Below are 20182 nucleotides of genomic sequence, written 5' to 3'. Positions count from 1 at the left end.
ACAACCAATAAAATATGGACACACACTCAAACATATTAAAATATAAACATCTCGGAATCTATACCCAAAACGAAAATGTAGTGTATATGCGCGAAGATTGCCACGTCTGTATTTCAGAAGGGTTTGAGGCACTTACCCGAATAAGAATATCCAATGCAAATACATCAATCGTAGCAAGTCTTAATGTCCTGAATTCTGATATTCTGTTGCCTAATGAAATCGGACTATCAGATGCTGCTGCGAAAAAACTCAATGTTTCCCCAAACGATACATTATATGTTTCCCATTTAGAGCCTATTGAATCCTTAAGCCACGTCAGGGCAAAAATCTATAACAAAAAACTGGATTATAAGGCCTATAACAACATCATAACCGATATCGTGGAAGGCGATTATTCCAACATCCACCTTTCGGCATTTATTACTGCCTGTGCTGGCGACCGAATGGATATTGATGAAATATCCGACCTAACGAAAGCAATGATTGCTTCCGGAAAGCAACTGAACTGGAACAAGGATATCGTGGTCGACAAACATTGTATTGGCGGATTGCCTGGCAATAGGACAACACCATTGGTAGTTGCCATTGTTGCCGCGTATGGTCTTACTATGCCAAAAACATCCTCACGGGCAATCACTTCGCCAGCAGGCACAGCAGATACAATGGAAGTACTGACCAATGTTACGCTCTCTTCCGAGGAAATAAAGACCGTAGTAGAAAAAGAAGGCGGATGTTTTGTTTGGGGCGGTACAGCGCAGTTAAGTCCTGCCGATGATGTGCTCATTAAAATTGAAAAAGCCTTGGATATTGATAGCGAAGGTCAGCTCATCGCTTCAGTACTCTCTAAAAAGGCAGCAGCTGGTTCTACTCACGTGGTCATTGATATTCCCGTGGGAGAAACCGCCAAGGTTCGCAGTACCGAAATGGCAGAAAAACTAAAAAATCATATGGAAACCGTTGGAACTGCTGTTGGGTTGAATGTAAAAGTTGTAGTTACGGATGGCACGCAGCCTGTTGGAAGGGGTATCGGTCCAACTTTAGAAGCCATAGATATATTAAAAGTTTTGAAAAATGAGGAAGATGCACCTAAAGACTTAACAGAAAGAGCATTGCTTTTAGCTACTGAACTATTAGAACTTTCTGGAAAAGTAGAAAAAGGAAAGGGACAGGAAACCGCACATAAAATTCTCAAATCTGGAAAAGCATATGAAAAATTCGTAGCCATTTGTAAGGCGCAAGGTCAATTTTCAAAACCAGTTTTAGCACCTTATAAAATTGAAATTAAAGCTGAAAAGTCAGGCGTTTTGCAACGAATTGATAACCGTAAAATTGCAAAACTGGCCAAGCTTTCTGGAGCACCACAATCTAAATCGGCAGGGATTCTTCTAAATGTGCATTTGGGAGAACAAATCGAAGAGAACCAACTGCTTTATACCATATATGCTGAATCCAAAGGTGAACTTAATTATGCCTTGGAATATGAAAACAACCATAACGACATCATAACTATAAATTAAAGAACATACTATGAAAACAATATTATTCAGTCTTCCCGGAAATGAAGAACTCACAGAACTAATGGCTACAAAAATGGATGCTGAAGTGGGTCAAGCCACATTAAGGAAATTCCCTGACGGGGAATCATACACGCGCATATTGTCTGATGTTAAAGATAAATGTGTGGTACTGGTATGCACCTTGCACGAACCGGACGAAAAACTGTTGTCACTATATTTTTTAAGCCACACAGCCAAATCATTAGGAGCTATGTGTACCTGTTTGGTAGCACCCTATTTGGCGTATATGCGGCAGGACAAAGTATTTAATGAAGGAGAAGGAGTGACTTCCGGTTTCTTCGGAAAATTGATTTCTGGTTTCGCCGATAGCATTACCACAGTTGACCCTCACTTGCACAGAATTAGTTCGTTGGGAGAAGTGTATCAAATTCCAAATAAAGTGATTCACGCTGCCGACGCAATTTCAGAATGGATTAAAGAAAATATCGAAAACCCGGTACTTATCGGACCTGATTCTGAAAGTGAACAATGGGTATCAGAAGTCGCCAAAAATGCAGGAGCACCATTTACGGTATTACAAAAGGTGCGTCACGGTGACCGTGATGTAGAAGTCTCTGTTCCCGATGTGGATATATATAAAGATGCTACACCCATTTTGGTAGATGATATTATTTCCACGGCGCGAACGATGATTGAAACCGTACAACATCTTAAAAAAGCAGGAATGAAACCACCTATTTGTGTAGGCATTCACGCCGTTTTTTCAGGAAACGCCTATCAAGATTTATTGGATTCCGGAGTAGAAAAAATAGTGACTTGTAATACCATCCCACACTCTTCAAATGGAATAGATTTAAGTGATATTATGGCAAAAGAGGTAAAAAAATTAATGCACCATATATGAGAAAACAAGGCTTTATAGTACTAATCACTTTATTCAGCATCACAATGACTGGACAAACTGAAATGCTCATTGGGCAGATTTCAGGCAGAGTTGTTATTCGGGAAAACTTTGATGAAAATGGTTCTTTTTTAAATAAACAAACTTTCAAAGCCAGTGAAACAATAAAGAAAAATGGATACTATGAAATTGAGGTAGTTACGGAATTGTTTGATAAAGACAAAAAATCGACCGATAAATACACCACAACCTATCGCTGTAAGCCTGATGAGGCAAGTGTAATGGTAATGGCTTTTCCGTTTTCAAACCCAAAATCAAAGGAGACCGAAATTAATACCACCTCTAAAAAATTTAAAGAGCTCTACGATTTGGACAACCTTGAAGATATAGAATTGGAAATGAGTTTTGATTCGGGCTTGTTGAATTTTTTTGGCTCAAAAAGTACCATAAAAATTTACGACCGAAAATTTAATAATAGCGAAAATAATATTAATTCAAAAATTAACATTAAGGCCTATGCCTTGGGAATTCGCATTAAGCAACTCAATTATACTGTTAACGAGAAATTAAATGAAAAAGGGTTATTGACCTTTCAGAAATTTACCGAATCGGATGGCAGTTATTTTATAATGAACTATAAATAAATACAAATGAAAAATTACGACACACTCTCAGAAGCCATAAATGATTTACAGGCAAACGATTATCCTTATGACTTCAACTTAAAGCCAGAATGCTTGGAATGTCCTTCCTTGAAAATTGAAATCCATCCAGAGGATTTTACGGTAGATAAGACCTATCGTTTTGAAGGTATGAGCAGTACCGATGACAATAGCATTCTATACGCAATATCTTCCAAAGATGGAATAAAGGGACTTTTGGTAGATGCCTACGGCGTCTATGCTGAAAACATTTCAGAAGCAATGAGAATAAAATTACGATAAAGCATTAAAAATGATAGATTTAGATACAATTTCGACGCAACCGCCCTCGAACATTTCAAAAAACGAGGGCAAGAAGGGTTTGGTTCAGTTACGCAAGGAACTTTTTGAACTTCAGAATAAGTTTTATGCCGATGGACGTTTTGGCTTACTTATTATCCTGCAAGGTATGGATACCTCGGGAAAAGACGGCACCATTCGTCATTCCCTTAGCAGTATGAATCCTCAGGGCGTTCAAGTAAAATCGTTTAAAAAACCGACCGAGGAAGAGTTGAAGCATGACTTTTTATGGCGTGTCTATCCGCATATTCCCCCCAAGGGTATGATCCAGGTGTTTAACCGTTCGTATTACGAAGATCTACTTATGCCTATGGTAGCAAATTCACTTTCGGAGGAAGTGTTAGCCCACCGTTGCAAACTTATAAAATACTTGGAGCAGCATTTAAGACTGAGCAACATTCACGTACTTAAATTTTTCCTACATATTTCCAAGGAAGAACAGAAAGAGCGTATTCAGGAACGACTTTCAAAACCCCATAAACGCTGGAAATACAGTATCGCAGATGAAAAGGCGGCGAAACAATGGGATGCCTATAGAGCTGCTTACAATATGGCAATAACCAACTGTGATGATCCTTCTTGGTATATCATTCCCGCAGATAAACGCTGGTATCGCAACTATAGTGTTGCAAATATACTGACGGACCATCTTAAAAAACATAATTTAAAATATCCCAACACCTAAAACAGAATACTATGGACAATCACAAAGATCACAAAGACAAAGAAATGGACCATTCGAAAATGGACCATTCGAAGATGAAACACAAAAAAGAAGATCATTCCAAAATGGATCATTCCAAAATGAGAAATGGAGGTGGAGACCATTCGGGTCATAATCCGGGTCACGGACAAATGGGTCACGACCATCATAAAATGATGATTGCAGACTTTAGAAAACGATTTTGGGTAACGCTAGTACTTACCATCCCTATATTGTTCTTCTCGCCAATGATTCAAGATTTTTTTGGGTATGAATTTTTACTTCCCGGAAATTCTTATATTCTTTTTGCGCTTTCTACCATTGTATATTTCTATGGCGGATGGCCTTTTCTTAAAGGATTTGTTTCCGAAATAAAGAATGGTGCACCTGGGATGATGACACTTATATCTATGGCAATAAGTGTCGCCTATTTCTACAGTTCTGCAACTGTCTTTGGTTTACGAGGAGTTGACTTTTTCTGGGAGCTGTCAACACTAATTGCTATTATGCTTGTTGGTCATTGGATAGAAATGAAAAGTGTATTAGGCGCTTCAAAAGCATTACAGCTTTTAGTTAGTATGATGCCTGCCGAAGCGCACAGGGTAAAAGGCGACACTATTGAAGATATACCACTTGAAGATTTGTTGAAAAATGACGTGATTTTGGTAAAGCCTGGAGAGAAAGTTCCAGCTGATGGTATCATAGTAGAAGGTTCAAGTTATTTAAACGAATCAATGCTTACAGGGGAGTCCAAGCCTGTGAAAAAAGAAGAAAAGGATAAGGTAATAGGTGGTTCAGTAAATGGCAATAGCACTTTAAAGGTAAAGGTGGAACATACAGGAAAAGACAGCTATCTCAATAAGGTTATTACGATGGTTGAGGAAGCACAAAAGACCAAATCTAAAATGCAAAACCTTTCCGATAGGGCTGCAAAATGGTTGACTTATATAGCTTTGGCTATTGGTTTTGGTACGTTGGCAGTTTGGCTGATTTTAGGCTTTCCGTTTGTGTATGCATTAGAAAGAATGGTTACCGTTATGGTCATCGCTTGTCCACACGCATTGGGTCTTGCAATTCCTCTTGTAGTTGCCATTTCTACTGCTGTATCTGCACAAAATGGATTATTAATCCGTAATAGAACTGCCTTTGAAGAATCACGTAAGATATCCGCCTTACTATTTGACAAAACAGGGACTTTGACCAAAGGGGACTTTGGCGTTACTCGAATCAAATCTGTAAATGTGTCCTATTCAAACGATGAAATCTTAAGACTGTCAAGTGCATTGGAACAAAGTTCAGAACATCCAATTGCTGTTGGGATTATTAAAAAAGTTAAAGAAGACAATATTACAATCCCAAAGCCTGAAAACTTTAATGCGATCACTGGTAAAGGTGTAGAGGCAAATGTAGAAGGAAAGCAAGTAAAAGTGGTTAGTCCTGGTTATTTAAGGGATGAAAAAATAACTATTCCTGAAGATGCTTATAGTGACGCTGCTGAAACTGTTGTATTTGTATTAATTGAAGGACAACTAGCAGGATACATTGCGCTTGCTGATGAAATAAGACCTGAATCTGCGGAAGCTATAAAAATATTTAAAAAGAATAATATCAAAGTTTTGATGGCAACTGGGGATAACGAAAAAACAGCCAAAGCTGTGAGTGAAAAATTAGGGTTGGATGGCTATTATGCCGAAGTGCTACCACACCAAAAAGTAGAAATTGTAGAAGAGTTGCAAAACAAAGGAGAGTTTGTGGCTATGACTGGAGATGGCGTAAACGATGCGCCCGCACTTGCCAAAGCTGATGTAGGAATCGCTGTTGGTTCTGGTACTGATGTAGCCGCCGAAACAGCCGATATTATATTGGTAAATAGCAATCCACAAGATATTGCAAACCTAATTTTGTTCGGAAAGGCTACGTACAATAAAATGATTCAGAACCTAATTTGGGCAACTGGGTATAATGTGGTGGCCATTCCATTAGCTGCAGGTGTTCTATACTCTTCTGGCTTTGTTTTAGGGCCAGCTGTAGGAGCGGTATTTATGAGTTTGAGTACAATTATAGTGGCTATTAATGCGCAATTATTGAAGCGAAAAATCGGTAAAAAATAAATGGATAGAAAAGAAAAACTCAACAGGATATTTTTAATTCTGTTGAGTTTATTTGTAGTGATGTTGGGCTATGGTATTTTATTGCCAACCCTTCCTTACTATACCGAAAGATTAGCTTTAGGAGATAACCTAGATACTGATTCGATTAACTTTCATATTGGTTTTTTGACCAGTATTTATCCGCTCTTCCAGCTTCTTTTCGTTGTACTCTGGGGCAGGCTATCCGATAAATACGGCCGTAAACCCATTATCATTGTTGGGCTAATCGGCTTTGTAATTATGCAATTACTTACCGGTCTTGCTACATCATTGACGATGCTATATGTTGCTCGCATCTTTGGTGGTATTTTCACGTCATCAGTTATTCCAGTTAGCAACGCATATTTGAGCGACATTACTTCTGAAAAACGAAGAACAAAAATAATGGGTTGGTCGGGTGTTGCCATTAGCTCTGGTGTTATTTTTGGCCCTGTCATTGGTGGCTTTCTGTCTCAAACTGACCTTCATTTAAAATATACGATAGGTCTGCTGCATTTAGACCGATTTTCAGTACCCTTTTTGTTTGCCGCTCTTCTAGGACTTATAGTCTTATTTGTAGTAGCAAAATGGTTAAAAAACACCACTCGCGTACATACGTTCACAACACAAAAAGCGAGCTTGCGATTCACATTTACCAAATATTTTGTCGTATTACTGGGTCTGTCGTTTGTCATCCAATTTGTAGTAACGCTGTTTGAAACTGTCTTTTCAATATATGGGAAAGATGAATTAGGATTTAACAGTAACCAAATAGGTATTGGTTTTATGCTATGTGGTTCAATAATGGCTGTTTTACAACCTTTGTTCGCTACTTACGGAGAGAAGTTTTTATCCACAAAGAAACAAATTGCATTAGGGTTGTTTATATCTGGATTATCCTTAATTGTCTTTCCCTTTTTTAAGAATGAATACTTGGTATATGTGTTAATCGTTGTTTTCGCTGCTGGAGGTGCTATGGTAACCCCAAATTTACTTTCTGCGGTCTCATTAATATCAAAGCAAAATACTGGCAGGAACATTTCTATTCAGAGCTCTACTAATAGCGTTGGTCAAATTCTAGGGCCTGTTTTAGGGACTTGGTTACTCGCAGGTGGTTTTTACTACCCTTTTATAATTGCTGGCAGCATTGTCTTGGCTGTTATTGGTTTTTTATTCTTTTTCAAAAATCCACCATAAAAAAATAAGCACATAACCATATTTATTGATAATTAACCCAAATCTAAAGCCCCAAATATTTTGCATAAGCTGATTCATAAAATTTTAGATAATTACAAAGAGGAAATAAAAGCAGTTGAGGAATCTAATCTTAACGATTTCAATAATGTTGAACAAGGTATTTCCATTTCAAGACAATACTTACAGCAATTGCGAGTTTGTGTAAGAGAAAGTGAATTTCAAGACAAACAAAATGAAATCATATTCTTTAAAAAACATAAGCCTTATGTTTATAGCAGATTGAAATTTTATGCCAAACTCTACAATTTTTTAATAAACAGACCTGCTGGCACCATAAAATCTCAACAGGAATTTATCGATTCAGAAATAAATAAACTACAAGAAAGCAATCGGCGAAATATAGATTTTATAAAATATTACAGGGAAGATTCTGAACTTTTGGATGAATTCTATTTTTTACGAGGAAATGATAAAATCAGTCTGGTGTCAAACACATCTCATTTTTATACCGATGCAGAATTTTCCACAAGCCACGATAATGCAATTGCCAAAATTATGGCCTACGATTTATTAATCAGTCATTACGTAGAAGAGTTAAGTTATTTGAGGGATCTGTCAAACGGTGTACAGAATAAACTGAGTACTTTATCAAATGGCGAGCGACTTGGATGGACAGCCTCAAAAACAGACCTAATTGAATTGATTTATGCCTTACAGGCTTCAGGAGCGATAAAAAGTGGTACGGCTGGGATTAAAGAGATGGTTTCGGCTTGTGAAGACATCTTTGAACTCAAACTCGGAAATGTTTATAGAACTTTTCTCGAAATTAGAGAACGGAAAATTGACCAAACCAAGTTTATCGATAGACTGAAAGCAACACTTTTAAGGAGAATGGAGGAAACGGATGGATAAAATTCATTTCGCTTAAATGTTAAATTTCTTCCCAAGTTGGGTACTACTTGGGAAAAAATAAAATTAATTTTCGTTATTATCATTTGGCATATACTATTTTCAGGACAACCGCTAAACAAAACTAATTTAAACCATTGAAAATGAGCATATAAAAACACCCAACTTGGGTATGACTTGGGGTTAATATCCAATAAATCATCCCAAATTTGTAGAACGAAAGTCAAATCGACAGATTCACGAACACTTTTTTATTAAAATACTAAAGCTCGTGAGTTAAATCAGGTCAGGGGCTATCAAATTAGTTGAAAAGCGATAATGATAGCCCCTTTCTTTTAAAACCGTTCTATTATGCCAGCAAATATTATTACCACAGACGATCTTCGGGAATTTAAAATAGAATTGCTCGATGACATTAAAAACCTTCTTTCCAAACAAGCTACTGGAAAACTTAAAAAATATCTCAAATCTTCAGAAGTTATGGACTTGCTTCAAGTCAGTCCAGGAACATTACAGAATCTTCGAATCAATGGTACGCTACCATACACAAAAGTTGGAGGCATAATCTATTACGATGCCGAAGAAATTCAAGATGTAATGACCTCAAACCATGTACAACACAAGACAAATTCTTAAATGATGAACTACATAAAGCTACTAAACGCGGCTTTTGAAAAGTTCTATTTTGATGACCGCCTAAACCCTACCCATATCAGTTTATATATGGCCTTGTTCCAAGAATGGAACAGTAGCCGCTTTGCAAATGAATTCTATGTTAATCGTAGAGATTTGATGCTCGCATCAAAAATAGGTTCAAAATCCACTTATCACAGGTGTGTTACCAACCTAGATTCTTGGGGCTACTTGTCATACTACCCTTCAAATAATCCTTACAAGGGTAGTAAAATCAAGATGTACATTATCGGTACAAGTGATGAACCTGATACGGGACGGTACAGTCCCATATTAGAACAGGTTGCGGAACAGTACCGTCCCAATGGTGTACCGATAGCAGGACAGCACTATCCCATATCTGGACAAGTTGTGGACTCTCACCGTCCCGTGAGTGGACAAGTATTGGTATCTACTATAAACAATACCAAACAAGTAAACAATATAAAACAACCAAAGGGCAGGCAGGCAGTTATTGATTTTTTTGTTGAAAAAAGTTTTAATGCTGATGAAGGAAAAAAATTCTTCGAGCATTATGAAACTCGAAATTGGCAAACTAGCGATGGAAAAGAAATTAGAGATTGGCGTGCCTTAGCCCTCAACTGGATGGATAGAACCGAGCTTTTCGATGAAGAAAACAAACCAAACAAAAAACAAGCATCCCAAATCAAGGACAACTTGCGAACCACTAAAAACAAAGATTATGGACAACCCCTCTAAAATTACCGAAGGTGGCGTGGAATACTCGCTCGGAAAGTTTGATGGCAAAAGCGTTCTTTACGATTTTGACAAAATTCTAATCTACCTAAATGCAAAGGGATCGAAACTCTTTGGTCAACAATTTAGAATCTATGAAGAGGACACGGTTATCATTCGTAAACTCTGCCATTATTTCATCAAGGACAAAGAAAATTGTGAAAAGAACGGCATTGATATCGACAAAGGCATTTTACTTTCTGGACCTGTAGGATGCGGAAAAACGACCTTGATGAAATTACTACGCCATATCGTACCAATGCAAAGACCTTATGAGATGATTCCGTGTAGAAACATTACTTTCAGCTTTAACCACCTAGGTTTTAAAACCATTGAAGACTATGGCAATACCAGGTTTTATTGTTTTGATGATTTAGGTATTGAACCTGCCGGAAGATTCTATGGCAAAGACTTGAACGTAATGGGCGAAGTATTGCTTTCCCGATATGAACTTTATCTTCAGACCAAACATAAAATCAAGACACACGCTACCACAAATCTCAATGCTGAAGAACTGGAAGAACGCTATGGAAACCGTGTTCGTAGCCGAATGCGTGAGCTATTTAATTTGATTGCTTTTGATAAAGGTGCTGGGGACAAAAGAAAATAATTAATCTTTGGCAAATTTATTGTATTTTGCCAAAGCTTAATAAATGTAATTACTTTGGATTATACAATAGAAAAAAAAATACCATCCTATTTTCAAGGGAATCAAACTATTTCTAAAAAAGATTTAGTTGATGGCATTCGCAAAGATTTTCCAAATCTGAAAGAAAGCTCAATTAACGTCTATTTGTCGAAACTAAAAAAAGAAGGGGTATTAAAAAATCCAACTAGAGGTATTTATGCGTTGCAGGGGAATAATGAATTTTGTCCAGTTATCAATAGTAAATTAAAGCGACTGTTCAATAAAATCAAAAAGGACTATCCCTTCATAGACTTTTGTATTTGGAACACTATTTGGCTGAACGGTTTAATGCGACACCAGCCATTTAAATATTACACCATTGTTGAATTGGAAAAAGATGTAGCCCAATCCGTATTTTACAAATTAAAGGACAAAGGAAAACAAGTTTTTTTAGAACCCGATACAGAAACCTTTGAGCTTTACATTCACAACAGTGATGATGTAATTATTATAAAACATTTGGTTTCGGAAGCACCTGTAATCGAAACTGAAAATATCATAATACCATCACTAGAGAAACTTTTAGTGGATATGATTATCGATACCAACTTGTATGGTGCACAACAAGGGGAATTAGATTTTATATACGAATCGGCTTTTAGCAAGTTTGAAATCAATCAAGGCAAAATGAAACGTTATGCCCAAAGACGAAATAAGGAAAAAGAAGTAGAACATAGAATGAATTTAACTTTGGCAAAGAATTAATATTTTGCCAAAACTTAATATATATGATTAAAGAAAGTACATATCATCCAGAATGGATTTTTGAGGTCAAGCAAAAACTTGGCAGGAAGTATGATCCAAAACTTATAGAGAAGGTTATTTATGCCTTGATACTATTGGAACAATTAAAGATAAACGGTCTAGAATTTATTTTCAAAGGTGGAACCGCTTTGTTGTTAGCAACAAAAAAGCCAAAGCGATTTTCCATTGACATTGATATCATAACCGAACAAATTCAAAGCGATATAGACCCCATATTAGATACTATGTGTAGTAAAACTGTTTTCACACATTGGGAAGATGACAACAATAGAAAACATACACCTGATGCCCCTGTGGGACATTTTAAAACATATTATAAAAGCCACGTGGATGGAAGCATTGAGCCGATTTTATTGGATGTTCTTTATACCCCAAATCCATATCCTGAACTCACAGAAATCCCAATAGCTCACGATTGGATTCAGACAGAGGGCGAAATTACACAAGTAATGATGCCAACTTTTGACGCTATTTTAGGCGATAAACTAACCGCCTTTGCCCCAAAAACAACAGGAATTCTATATAGCAAAGGAAGACCTGTAGAGATTATCAAACAGTTATTCGATGTCGCTTTTTTAATGGAAAATATTTCTGATTTGACGGTGGTACGAACCAGCTATGCAAAAGTGGTTAAAGAAGAGCTTTCCTTTAGAAAATTAGATATAACCGCAGAGCAAGTACTAAACGATACGCAAGAAGCTTGTTTTGTGCTTTCAACTCGCGACACTAAATCTGAAGATTTTAAACATCTTCAAACAGGTATCAGTAATTTTACAAACTTTACCATTGAGAAATTCAATATTGAAGAAGCCATCATAGCATCTTCAAAAGTGGCATACTTGTCTGAACTAATCAAATCCCAAATCAATAATAAGATTGAAAGGTTTGATAACCCATTAGAGGTAAAAGACTGGTTGATTGAAAACCCTAAATACAATAAGCTCAACAAGCTTAAAAAGAATAATCCAGAGGCTTTCTTTTACTGGTATAAATCAATAATGCTTGATGAAAGAATGTAATTCAACCTCGAAATGATTTATATAACAAAATCACTTCTGAAATAAATTGCACTATAATCGCTTTTAAACTTTCGGTTAACTCTAAAAATATGTCTTTCATAATAATATTAGTTTTGTATTGATAGTAAAATAGCGTTGGCAGCGAATTGAATATTGGTAGCATTTGAAATATAAGTACCTTCATCTTTATTAGATAAGAAACCCAATTCCAAAAGCACGGAAGGACAAAAACCAACTGTTTCTCGAAGCACTTGAAAGTTGGCAAACTTCACACCTCTACTTTCATATCCTATCGCTGTGCAAAGCATTTTTTCAATTTGATAGCCGACAAAAACAGATTCTTTAGAATACTTCGCTTGTTTCTTTGAAGCATAAACTTCAATTCCTCTTGCATTTGGATTATCCGAATGATTACAATGCAACGACACAAATAAATCTGCTTTTAAGATTTTGGCGAGCCTTATTCTATCAGATAATGAAATAAGTGTGTCCTTATACCTGGTCAAATAAATATCTAAAGGTTTTCCTAATTCTTTATTTAGCTTCAAAATGGCATTCGCAATATCCAATACGATGTCCTTTTCTTGAATTTTATTTATACCAATTGCACCAGCATCTTTTCCACCGTGTCCAACGTCTATAATTATTCTTTTTTGAGCACTCATTTCTTGTCCAAAAACGATGCACATTTTTAGAAGCAAAAAGACAAAACTGACGTTTTTGAGCACTTTCTTCATTTTTAATTTTCAGGTTATCAACAACTTCCCTTTAAAAATCCATAGGATTTGATGCTAAATAATAACAACCGAATTCAAATAGAATCAAATAATATTTTATTCACAAATTACTGATTTACAGTATTTTATGTTCAAATATATGTAAATTTCTACTAACGAAAACAACATAAAAATCTAAACAATTTTATTATGAAAAAATCACTCTATTTAGCATCATTTCTTTCACTCTTATCCACTTCGCTTTTTGCTCAAATTGGTGGTATTGAAGATTCAGTTAATGATGTTGGCGACACTATCAGAACTATTTTTCCAATTTTATTAGGTGTCATCTTCCTAGTTGGCTTCCTGTTTAATGCAGGACATTTCTTTGGAGAAAATGCAGATCTTAAAAAAGGAATTACTAGAGTACTAGTATTTGTTTTGATTGCTGGTGCAGTAGTCGGCATCTTCACATACCTAATAGGAATCGTAGTCTAAATGAAACGCTTCGAGGTCTATAAAAACATACGGAAACGGGCAGTCATTTTTGGACTGCCTATTTCCCTGTTTGCATTGATGATGGTTGCGATACTTGCTTCGTTATTAATCATCATTTTTTCATTCAGCTTCTTAATGATAATAGGTGTTATGGTTTTTAATGCAGCCTTATACATCGCTCTTACAAGGATGGCTAATAATCCACAACTTTTTCAAACAGCTAAAGCCTTCCCTAAAATAATAAGTAACAAAAGAAATTCTGGCTTCGATTATGAACAAGATTAATCTTTCAGCATATTACCCAATTACAGATATTCAAGACAATATCATATTTGCCAATAATGGCAATGTGGTCTTGTGCTATGAAGGAACGCTACCTGAAATTTATTCTCTATCAGAAAAAGATTTTGAGGACATACACGGTGCTTGGTTTCAAGCATTAAAATCATTGCCCATAGGTACAGTTGTACAAAAGCAAGATGTCTACCTAAAGAAAACATACACTTCAGAAAAGCTTCCAAATACAACCTTTTTAGAAAAAGCCACCCACGACCACTTCAAAGGGCGTGACTATATGGAACATCGTTGCTTTTTGTTCTTCACGCTCACTAAGAACAAGGCTTTAAACAATTCAAAGTATGTTAACCCATTCCGTAAAGTTTCAAAAGGGATTATCCAACAATTAGATGACAATGTTAAGAGCTTCATCGGTTCAGTTAGCGATTCTATTTCCTTTATAAATAATAGCCGAAAGATGAAGTTTGTTTCGCTTAAATCGAAAGAGATACAGCACTTAACCAACGGTTATTTTAATGGCTTTAATGATGGTTTTGACACCGACATCTTATTAGATAAAAAAAGCGTCAATATTGGCGAAAACCATTTTGATGCCCTTGCCATCAATAGCGAACTGTGCTTTGGCGAAAGTGTACAGAGTAGCAAGACCAATGAGAAATTCACTTCTGACGATTTTGTGTTTCATCAAGGGTTTATTGATGGCTTAGGGCTTACGCTTAATGAGAATCACATAGTCAATCAAATTTTGTATTTGGATGACAAACAGAAGTGGCGCAAGCTGCTTGATAAGAAAGTTGAAGAACTGAACAAAAGTTCCAATTTCGGCTCTCAGAACAAAGTGGTACTAGGCAAAATTCAACACATTCTCGAGCAGATTAATGCCGATGATAATGCACGAATAATCCGTGGTCATCTAAACATTGTGTATTGGGATAAGACCCCTGAAAATTTAAGTCGAATCGGTTCAAAAATTAAAACTGAGTTTAAAGAACTGGACATCATTCCATACTATCCAAGAGGCGAAGAGCGGAAGAACTACATCCTTAATAGTTACTGCTGTTTTTCTTCTAATTTTTCAAATAACGACTTATATGTAACGGATTTGAAACACGCTTTATGTCTGTTCATTAATAACACCAATTACAATTCGGATGCCACAGGAATCATCTTTAACGATAGAGAACATAATGTACCTGTTCTAAAAGATGTTTGGGACGAACGGAAGAAACGTATAAAAGCACGAAACTTTGCGATTTTTGCGCCAACAGGCGAAGGAAAATCCTTTTTGGCAAATAATATTTTACGCCAATATTTTGAAAGTGGTGTCCGTTTGGTAATCATCGATTTGGGTGGTTCATATACCAAATTCGCAAAACTATACCCTGAGAAATATACCGTACTTAGATATGAAAGCGGAAAGAACTTAGGCATCAACCCTTTTTACATCAGCGATGTAAAAGATTTGACGCCTGAACGGTTGGAAGATTTGTCTGTCTTCTTGTTTGAGCTGTTCGCTTCAGATTTAAAAGTGACCAAGGCACAATCGGTTTCTATCAAAAAAATACTGAAACATTATTACGATAGTACACTAGAAAATCACTCATTGGATGGATTTTACAGCTTTATAGAAAGGCATCAAGAAAAACTTCTTGACGACTTAAAAATCCATCCCGACTACTTCAACGTCACAAGCTTTTTGCACGTAATGTCAGAATATGTCGGCGATGGTCTATACAGTTTCCTATTTGAAGTCAGCGAAGACCAAACCTATAAAATAGAGGACAAACGATTAATTGTTTTTGAACTGGATGAAGTCAAAGACAATAAGGAAATCTTATCTGTAATGTTAAAACTCATAAAATCGGCTATCCAAAGAACTATTTGGAAAAACCGTGCTGAAAAAGGTATCATCCTATTTGATGAGTTTGCCAAGCAGTTAAAGTTTGACAACGTACTGGAAAGTGTAGAATTCTACTACCAAGCTATTCGTAAACAAAATGGTGCTATTGGTATTATTCTGCAATCTATTAATCAGCTACCCAATAATTCCACATCAGCAAGCATACTGGAAAACACACAAATCATCTACAGCCTAAACAATGAAAAAGGCTATGACGAATTAGTTAAACGTCTCAATCTATCCAGCCACGACCTTAATCAATTAAAGTCTATCAAAAACAACCTTTCTGGACCACAGAAGTACACCGAAATGTTTATCAAAATAGGAAAGGAAAGTAACATTTTTCGTCTTGAAGTTCCGAAAGAAGTGTACGCAGCTTACTTGACCGATGGACAGGAAAATGAAGAAATAATGAAGCTCTACAATGAGCATAACGATATGGAAAAAGCAATAATTCAATTCACATCTAAAACATAATATTATGAAATCGAAGATTCACGAATACCAAAACAAATTTTCACCAATAAGTAAAACAAAAATCTTAGTACTAGCAATCGCATTGCTGTTTAGCTTAAATATTAAAGCCCAAGGAATGCCCACTTATGACAACACCAATTTTATCAGTTTGGTAAAACAACTTTTGGAATCAGGTAAACAGACGGCTCAAATGATTAAGTCTGTAAAATTCTTAAAAGATGCTAAAGAAGCCATCGAGCAAGTATCGAGCGTGGTTCAACAACTTAATGCTGTCCAAGAAATTGCAGACAACAATCAGCACCTTATAAATGTAATGCAAAATGATTTACAAGACATACTAAACTCTCCATACATTAAACCCGATGAAGTTAGTAGAGTTGTAGAATCCTTCGATGCCATAGTTCAAAACTCATTAGAAACGGTAGATTTTATTGATGAAATTCTATCCAGCGATTACCTAAAAATGAGCGATGCCGAACGCGCTGAAATCCTAAAGCAGAAAGAAATGGAATCCAAGCAAATGGTGTCTAACATCATTACAAAAACCAAACGCTATAAGAATATTATTTCCTTCAGAAAAATGCAAGACAAAGTCAATAATCGAGAAACAGAATACTAAAAATGACCGCAACCATACTTTTAGGGATTGGACTGGAATACATAGATGCGGTTTTCCAGACCATACAGAGCAGCAACTTTTCGCAATACACCATTGCCGGAATGAAAACGCTTGCTGTTCTGTTCTTTTTAATCAATATTCTTAAAAAATATAATGAAGGTGTAGCGGATAAAGATGGTTACACCTGGGGATTAAGTCCAGGGGATTTGATGAAGAATTTTGCCATCGTCATATTAGTAATTTTCTCAACGCAGGTGTTAGGGTTTTTTGATGGTATTTTAGTGGCCATTGAAGGACAATATCGAGGCACAGCACCTGCTTTGCTTCCTTTGCAAATGCAAGACATTCCCATAGAAGAAGACGTTAGTATCATCGAGGTTGCGCAAGCAGCTATGACGCTCTTATATGAAGCTTTAGTAACACCACTCTACGGTTTCAAGATATTTGCATTTATCATAAGTCTTTTTCTTTGGATTTTGGATTTGTTTATCTATCCGCTATTTCTTGCAGAACGCTATTTTTTATTAGGTATAATGCAAGCCTTTTTTCCATTGGTTATAAGTCTAGCAGTTTTTGAAAAGTTTCGTTCGCTTGCCTACACGTTTTTTAAATTGTACGCTGCGGTCTATATGTTGGTGCCTGCTTTCTTTCTAGTAAACGTATTTATCAATGCGCTCTACACGGAAATGAACACTAACTTTTGGACGAATTTATTCGGTACTGATGTTGGAAGTGGATTTTTCGCACCTGTTGTTCAACTCGGCACGGTAGGTTTTATCGTCTTCCTAAAATTCAAGTTGTACAAACGTGCCACATCCTTCACACTTAGATTGTTTACCAGTTAACTCCTTATTGAATGAAAACACCATATAAGAATATTTATAAAGTCCTAAAATTAAATCGGTTTATCGTTTTGGTAGTCGTTGTCTGTGGATTGCTATCTAGCACATTTTCTATTTGGATGACATTTACTACCAATAAAAGAGCGCTAAATAGTGCTTTTGCAATTAATACCGATGGTAGTATTATTCCTTTGAAACTCGTTACCCAAAAAGAAAATTTTCAAGTAGAAGCTTTATCACATTTAGATCTATTTCACAAGTACTTCTATAACATTGATGCGAGTAATTATGAGCGTAATTTAAAAAAAGCACTTTGGTTGGGTAACAGTTCTGTAGACAATTTATATCGCCAAAAAAAAGCCGATGGTGTATATAACAGGCTATTGCAATATTCATTGGTTCAAAAAGTATTAAGTATCGATTCTCAAATCGAGGAACAAAATGGGAATTTTATATTCCGAACGGTAACGGTTTTTGAAATCAATCGAGGTTCTATAATCGATACCTACGAACTGGTTTCCACTGGAAACCTAATTATCGTTGACCGAAACTTCCCTAACAATCCTCACGGACTATTGATTACAAACTATTTCGAGAACACCTTAAAAAAATTAAACGATGAAAATTGAGCCGATAATCGGCAATTAACAAAACCACGATTATGAAATGAGCCACATCAATTTTGAAAACTATTTTCAATGTTAAATGGCGAATTACATCTGACAAATAACAACAAATAAATATAAACAGATGAAAATAGAAAAGAATAAAATAGTATTTGCAGCGGTGTTGGCCGTCATTTTTATATTCCTTATTTCCTATTCTATGATGGTTATGGGCGCTGATGAAAGTGAAAATGAAAATCTTGAACAGACTTTAGTGCCAGATTTAGATGAAAACCAAAAAGAGTATAATTCTAAACTAGATGCTATCAATGATTTAAAAGAAGTGCGTGAAAATAATGCACCTAGCATCTACGATGAAAAGTTTTTAGATTCAACAGGTCTTTACAATCCTGATCTACCAGAACAGGAAAAGAAACGTATTGTAGATAGTATTTACGAATCAGGCAAAATTCAATATTCCGAAAAGCGATATCAGAGCTTTGGGCAAAAGAAAATTACTCAAAATACTGCACAGCAAATAGATTCAGCCGATATCAAAAGGGAACAAAAAATAGAAGCTAAAGAATTGGGCCTGGAACATCAATTGTTCTTTGCTGCTTCGCCGAAACCAAACGAAGTTTCGATTATTGGCAATACAGATGAAACCATTTATGTGGTTGTCGATGGCGATCAAATTGTGAAAGCAAATACCAGATTACGAATGCGTCTTACCAAAGCTGCAACAATCAATAACAAATTGATGCCAAAGAACACACCAGTTTTTGGATTTATAAGCTTTCAGCCCAATCGGGCTTTAATTGAAATTGAAAATATAAAGCATCATCCCACCAAACTCAAAGCCTTCGATTTATCGGATGGTAGTGAGGGCATCTATGTACAAAACAATTTTCGAGCAGAAGCTACCACCGAAGTTATAGACGATATTGTTAGCGACATCAATATTCCTACCGTTCCACAAGTAGGCGGAATTACAAAGGTGTTTAGGCGTAACAATCGAAACATAAAAGTAACCGTACTAAATAATTACAGATTAATTCTAAAACCAAAATTATGAGCCCATAATGGGCATTTAAAAACGCACTCTTATGAAAAAGCATATCATTATTTCAGCTCTTATAATTATGTCCGCTATCGCACCTCGATTGTGCTGGGCACAAGCTACAACGCAAACAAACACAGTCCTCGACACTATTTACGCAAACGACACTAAAAATGTTGCGCTATTTTTCCCAGAACCTATACGTCAGGGTATAACTGGTTCGGATAATTTTGTTTTTACCTACAATCGTGAGAAAGAACAATACTTTGGATTACTTCAGGCAAAGCCTGGGAAAGAAAGTAATCTACTGGTAGTCAACAGAAATGGATCAATTTTTTCGTATATTGTGAGGTATAAAAAGCAACTGTCTAAGCTCAATTACTTCATTCCTTTATCAAATAGTATTGGGAATGAAAAGCCATTAGTAAGTGATTCTATTCAGACTGCAACTGTTAAAGATAGTGTAGACAACAGAACGTATTATTATCACAAATTCTGCTCTTATCTTCTTAACAGAAACCAGCGTATAGGTCGAATTAAGAAGCGAAACGAAGGCATTGTTTTGAGTGTTGAGAATATTGTTTTTGATAAAGAAGAACTCTACTTCGTTATCCAGATTGAGAATAATTCTACGTTGGATTACGATTTGAATTTCTTGAACCTTTCAATCGAGACTCGACAAAAAGGGAAAAAGAAATCTTTACAGAGTTTGTATCAAGAACCAATTTACAAACACCATCTACCATCAAAAATTGCTGAGGGTAAGATGATACGATTCGTTTATGTGTTGCCCAAATTCTCATTATCTAATGACCGTAGGGCAATTTTGGAATTGAATGAAAAAGATGGCGAAAGAAATATTGAACTAAAAATATCACATAGATATATCAATAACCCAAATTAAAAATATT

At 36.0% G+C, this 20182-nt stretch carries 22 protein-coding genes; 21 read left to right on the top strand and 1 reads right to left on the bottom strand.

Going from position 1 to position 20182, the window contains the following annotated elements:
* The first annotated feature begins 14 nt into the window (after positions 1 to 14).
* The 13 genes from G466_RS0108535 (at position 15) to G466_RS0108470 (ending at position 12257) form a co-directional block, all read left to right on the top strand.
* Positions 15 to 1517, top strand: a complete 1503-nt coding sequence (locus G466_RS0108535; RefSeq protein WP_008616398.1) for a thymidine phosphorylase family protein — start codon at positions 15 to 17, stop codon at positions 1515 to 1517.
* A 10-nt stretch (positions 1518 to 1527) separates the two neighbouring features.
* Positions 1528 to 2421, top strand: coding sequence for a ribose-phosphate pyrophosphokinase (locus G466_RS0108530; protein ID WP_008616396.1), 894 nt, complete (start codon positions 1528 to 1530; stop codon positions 2419 to 2421).
* On the top strand, positions 2418 to 3062 hold the full coding sequence (locus G466_RS0108525; RefSeq protein ID WP_026813293.1) for a hypothetical protein: 645 nt from the start codon (positions 2418 to 2420) through the stop codon (positions 3060 to 3062). The genes G466_RS0108530 and G466_RS0108525 overlap by 4 nt, the downstream gene beginning before the upstream one ends.
* A gap of 6 nt (positions 3063 to 3068) precedes the next feature.
* Positions 3069 to 3362, top strand: coding sequence for a hypothetical protein (locus G466_RS0108520; protein ID WP_026813292.1), 294 nt, complete (start codon positions 3069 to 3071; stop codon positions 3360 to 3362).
* A gap of 10 nt (positions 3363 to 3372) precedes the next feature.
* The gene (locus G466_RS0108515) at positions 3373 to 4104 is read left to right on the top strand and encodes a PPK2 family polyphosphate kinase (RefSeq protein WP_026813291.1); all 732 of its coding nucleotides are present in this window, start codon (positions 3373 to 3375) and stop codon (positions 4102 to 4104) included.
* Positions 4105 to 4115: 11 nt separating this feature from the next.
* Positions 4116 to 6233 (top strand): copper-translocating P-type ATPase, encoded by a 2118-nt coding sequence (locus tag G466_RS0108510; RefSeq protein WP_026813290.1) that lies wholly within the window; start codon positions 4116 to 4118, stop codon positions 6231 to 6233.
* Positions 6234 to 7448: an MFS transporter gene (locus G466_RS0108505; protein ID WP_026813289.1), complete on the top strand. Its 1215-nt coding sequence runs from the start codon at positions 6234 to 6236 to the stop codon at positions 7446 to 7448. It begins immediately after the preceding gene.
* A gap of 60 nt (positions 7449 to 7508) precedes the next feature.
* Positions 7509 to 8360, top strand: coding sequence for an RteC domain-containing protein (locus G466_RS0108495; RefSeq protein ID WP_026813288.1), 852 nt, complete (start codon positions 7509 to 7511; stop codon positions 8358 to 8360).
* Positions 8361 to 8708: 348 nt separating this feature from the next.
* Positions 8709 to 8993 carry a helix-turn-helix domain-containing protein gene (locus G466_RS0108490; protein WP_026813287.1) on the top strand — a complete coding sequence of 95 codons (285 nt, stop codon included), beginning with the start codon at positions 8709 to 8711 and terminating at the stop codon, positions 8991 to 8993.
* Between the two features lie 3 nt (positions 8994 to 8996).
* The gene (locus tag G466_RS0108485) at positions 8997 to 9749 is read left to right on the top strand and encodes a hypothetical protein (protein ID WP_026813286.1); all 753 of its coding nucleotides are present in this window, start codon (positions 8997 to 8999) and stop codon (positions 9747 to 9749) included.
* Complete coding sequence (locus G466_RS0108480) at positions 9733 to 10395, top strand: P-loop NTPase family protein (RefSeq protein ID WP_026813285.1); 663 nt, start codon at positions 9733 to 9735, stop codon at positions 10393 to 10395. Before G466_RS0108485 ends, G466_RS0108480 begins: the two co-directional genes overlap by 17 nt.
* Before the next feature lie 54 nt (positions 10396 to 10449).
* The gene (locus tag G466_RS0108475; RefSeq protein ID WP_026813284.1) at positions 10450 to 11178 is read left to right on the top strand and encodes a DUF6577 family protein; all 729 of its coding nucleotides are present in this window, start codon (positions 10450 to 10452) and stop codon (positions 11176 to 11178) included.
* A gap of 23 nt (positions 11179 to 11201) precedes the next feature.
* The gene (locus G466_RS0108470; protein ID WP_026813283.1) at positions 11202 to 12257 is read left to right on the top strand and encodes a nucleotidyl transferase AbiEii/AbiGii toxin family protein; all 1056 of its coding nucleotides are present in this window, start codon (positions 11202 to 11204) and stop codon (positions 12255 to 12257) included.
* Between the two features lie 107 nt (positions 12258 to 12364).
* On the opposite strand, the gene G466_RS0108465 is transcribed toward G466_RS0108470, so the two are convergent.
* On the bottom strand, positions 12365 to 12994 hold the full coding sequence (locus G466_RS0108465) for an N-acetylmuramoyl-L-alanine amidase family protein (RefSeq protein ID WP_026813282.1): 630 nt from the start codon (positions 12992 to 12994) through the stop codon (positions 12365 to 12367).
* A gap of 189 nt (positions 12995 to 13183) precedes the next feature.
* Here G466_RS0108465 and G466_RS0108460 point away from each other — a divergent pair, with 189 nt between their 5' ends.
* From G466_RS0108460 to G466_RS0108425, 8 genes are all read left to right on the top strand, one after another.
* Positions 13184 to 13471, top strand: a complete 288-nt coding sequence (locus tag G466_RS0108460; RefSeq protein WP_026813281.1) for a hypothetical protein — start codon at positions 13184 to 13186, stop codon at positions 13469 to 13471.
* A complete protein-coding gene (locus G466_RS24105; RefSeq protein ID WP_026813280.1) occupies positions 13472 to 13756 on the top strand; it encodes a hypothetical protein in 285 nt (94 codons plus the stop codon). It abuts the gene before it with no gap.
* On the top strand, positions 13743 to 16145 hold the full coding sequence (locus tag G466_RS0108450; protein ID WP_026813279.1) for a TraG family conjugative transposon ATPase: 2403 nt from the start codon (positions 13743 to 13745) through the stop codon (positions 16143 to 16145). Before G466_RS24105 ends, G466_RS0108450 begins: the two co-directional genes overlap by 14 nt.
* Positions 16146 to 16149: 4 nt before the next feature.
* The gene (locus tag G466_RS0108445) at positions 16150 to 16764 is read left to right on the top strand and encodes a hypothetical protein (RefSeq protein ID WP_051315574.1); all 615 of its coding nucleotides are present in this window, start codon (positions 16150 to 16152) and stop codon (positions 16762 to 16764) included.
* Positions 16765 to 16766: 2 nt separating this feature from the next.
* A complete protein-coding gene (locus G466_RS0108440) occupies positions 16767 to 17609 on the top strand; it encodes a hypothetical protein (protein ID WP_026813277.1) in 843 nt (280 codons plus the stop codon).
* 11 nt (positions 17610 to 17620) lie between these two features.
* Positions 17621 to 18235 (top strand): conjugal transfer protein TraK, encoded by a 615-nt coding sequence (locus G466_RS0108435; protein ID WP_026813276.1) that lies wholly within the window; start codon positions 17621 to 17623, stop codon positions 18233 to 18235.
* 121 nt (positions 18236 to 18356) lie between these two features.
* The gene (gene traM / locus G466_RS0108430; RefSeq protein WP_026813275.1) at positions 18357 to 19286 is read left to right on the top strand and encodes a conjugative transposon protein TraM; all 930 of its coding nucleotides are present in this window, start codon (positions 18357 to 18359) and stop codon (positions 19284 to 19286) included.
* 31 nt (positions 19287 to 19317) lie between these two features.
* Entirely contained in the window at positions 19318 to 20175 is an 858-nt protein-coding gene (locus tag G466_RS0108425) for a DUF4138 domain-containing protein (RefSeq protein ID WP_026813274.1), read from the top strand.
* Positions 20176 to 20182: the final 7 nt, after the last annotated feature.

Origin of the sequence: Arenibacter certesii DSM 19833 (assembly GCF_000429545.1) — a bacterium.
Taxonomy (GTDB): Bacteria; Bacteroidota; Bacteroidia; order Flavobacteriales; family Flavobacteriaceae; genus Arenibacter; species Arenibacter certesii.
The sequence above is the reverse complement of the archived record's forward strand: the minus strand, read 5'-3'. Positions and strand labels throughout refer to the sequence as shown.

What these genes read in the sequence shown, in the direction of transcription:
- G466_RS0108535 (WP_008616398.1), top strand. Translation starts at nt 15, where the DNA reads ATGGACACACACTCAAACATATTAAAATATAAACATCTCGGAATCTAT.
- G466_RS0108530 (WP_008616396.1), top strand. Translation starts at nt 1,528, where the DNA reads ATGAAAACAATATTATTCAGTCTTCCCGGAAATGAAGAACTCACAGAA.
- G466_RS0108525 (WP_026813293.1), top strand. Translation starts at nt 2,418, where the DNA reads ATGAGAAAACAAGGCTTTATAGTACTAATCACTTTATTCAGCATCACA.
- G466_RS0108520 (WP_026813292.1), top strand. Translation starts at nt 3,069, where the DNA reads ATGAAAAATTACGACACACTCTCAGAAGCCATAAATGATTTACAGGCA.
- G466_RS0108515 (WP_026813291.1), top strand. Translation starts at nt 3,373, where the DNA reads ATGATAGATTTAGATACAATTTCGACGCAACCGCCCTCGAACATTTCA.
- G466_RS0108510 (WP_026813290.1), top strand. Translation starts at nt 4,116, where the DNA reads ATGGACAATCACAAAGATCACAAAGACAAAGAAATGGACCATTCGAAA.
- G466_RS0108505 (WP_026813289.1), top strand. Translation starts at nt 6,234, where the DNA reads ATGGATAGAAAAGAAAAACTCAACAGGATATTTTTAATTCTGTTGAGT.
- G466_RS0108490 (WP_026813287.1), top strand. Translation starts at nt 8,709, where the DNA reads ATGCCAGCAAATATTATTACCACAGACGATCTTCGGGAATTTAAAATA.
- G466_RS0108485 (WP_026813286.1), top strand. Translation starts at nt 8,997, where the DNA reads ATGAACTACATAAAGCTACTAAACGCGGCTTTTGAAAAGTTCTATTTT.
- G466_RS0108480 (WP_026813285.1), top strand. Translation starts at nt 9,733, where the DNA reads ATGGACAACCCCTCTAAAATTACCGAAGGTGGCGTGGAATACTCGCTC.
- G466_RS0108470 (WP_026813283.1), top strand. Translation starts at nt 11,202, where the DNA reads ATGATTAAAGAAAGTACATATCATCCAGAATGGATTTTTGAGGTCAAG.
- G466_RS0108465 (WP_026813282.1), bottom strand. Translation starts at nt 12,994, where the DNA reads ATGAAGAAAGTGCTCAAAAACGTCAGTTTTGTCTTTTTGCTTCTAAAA.
- G466_RS0108460 (WP_026813281.1), top strand. Translation starts at nt 13,184, where the DNA reads ATGAAAAAATCACTCTATTTAGCATCATTTCTTTCACTCTTATCCACT.
- G466_RS24105 (WP_026813280.1), top strand. Translation starts at nt 13,472, where the DNA reads ATGAAACGCTTCGAGGTCTATAAAAACATACGGAAACGGGCAGTCATT.
- G466_RS0108450 (WP_026813279.1), top strand. Translation starts at nt 13,743, where the DNA reads ATGAACAAGATTAATCTTTCAGCATATTACCCAATTACAGATATTCAA.
- G466_RS0108445 (WP_051315574.1), top strand. Translation starts at nt 16,150, where the DNA reads ATGAAATCGAAGATTCACGAATACCAAAACAAATTTTCACCAATAAGT.
- G466_RS0108440 (WP_026813277.1), top strand. Translation starts at nt 16,767, where the DNA reads ATGACCGCAACCATACTTTTAGGGATTGGACTGGAATACATAGATGCG.
- G466_RS0108435 (WP_026813276.1), top strand. Translation starts at nt 17,621, where the DNA reads ATGAAAACACCATATAAGAATATTTATAAAGTCCTAAAATTAAATCGG.
- traM (WP_026813275.1), top strand. Translation starts at nt 18,357, where the DNA reads ATGAAAATAGAAAAGAATAAAATAGTATTTGCAGCGGTGTTGGCCGTC.
- G466_RS0108425 (WP_026813274.1), top strand. Translation starts at nt 19,318, where the DNA reads ATGAAAAAGCATATCATTATTTCAGCTCTTATAATTATGTCCGCTATC.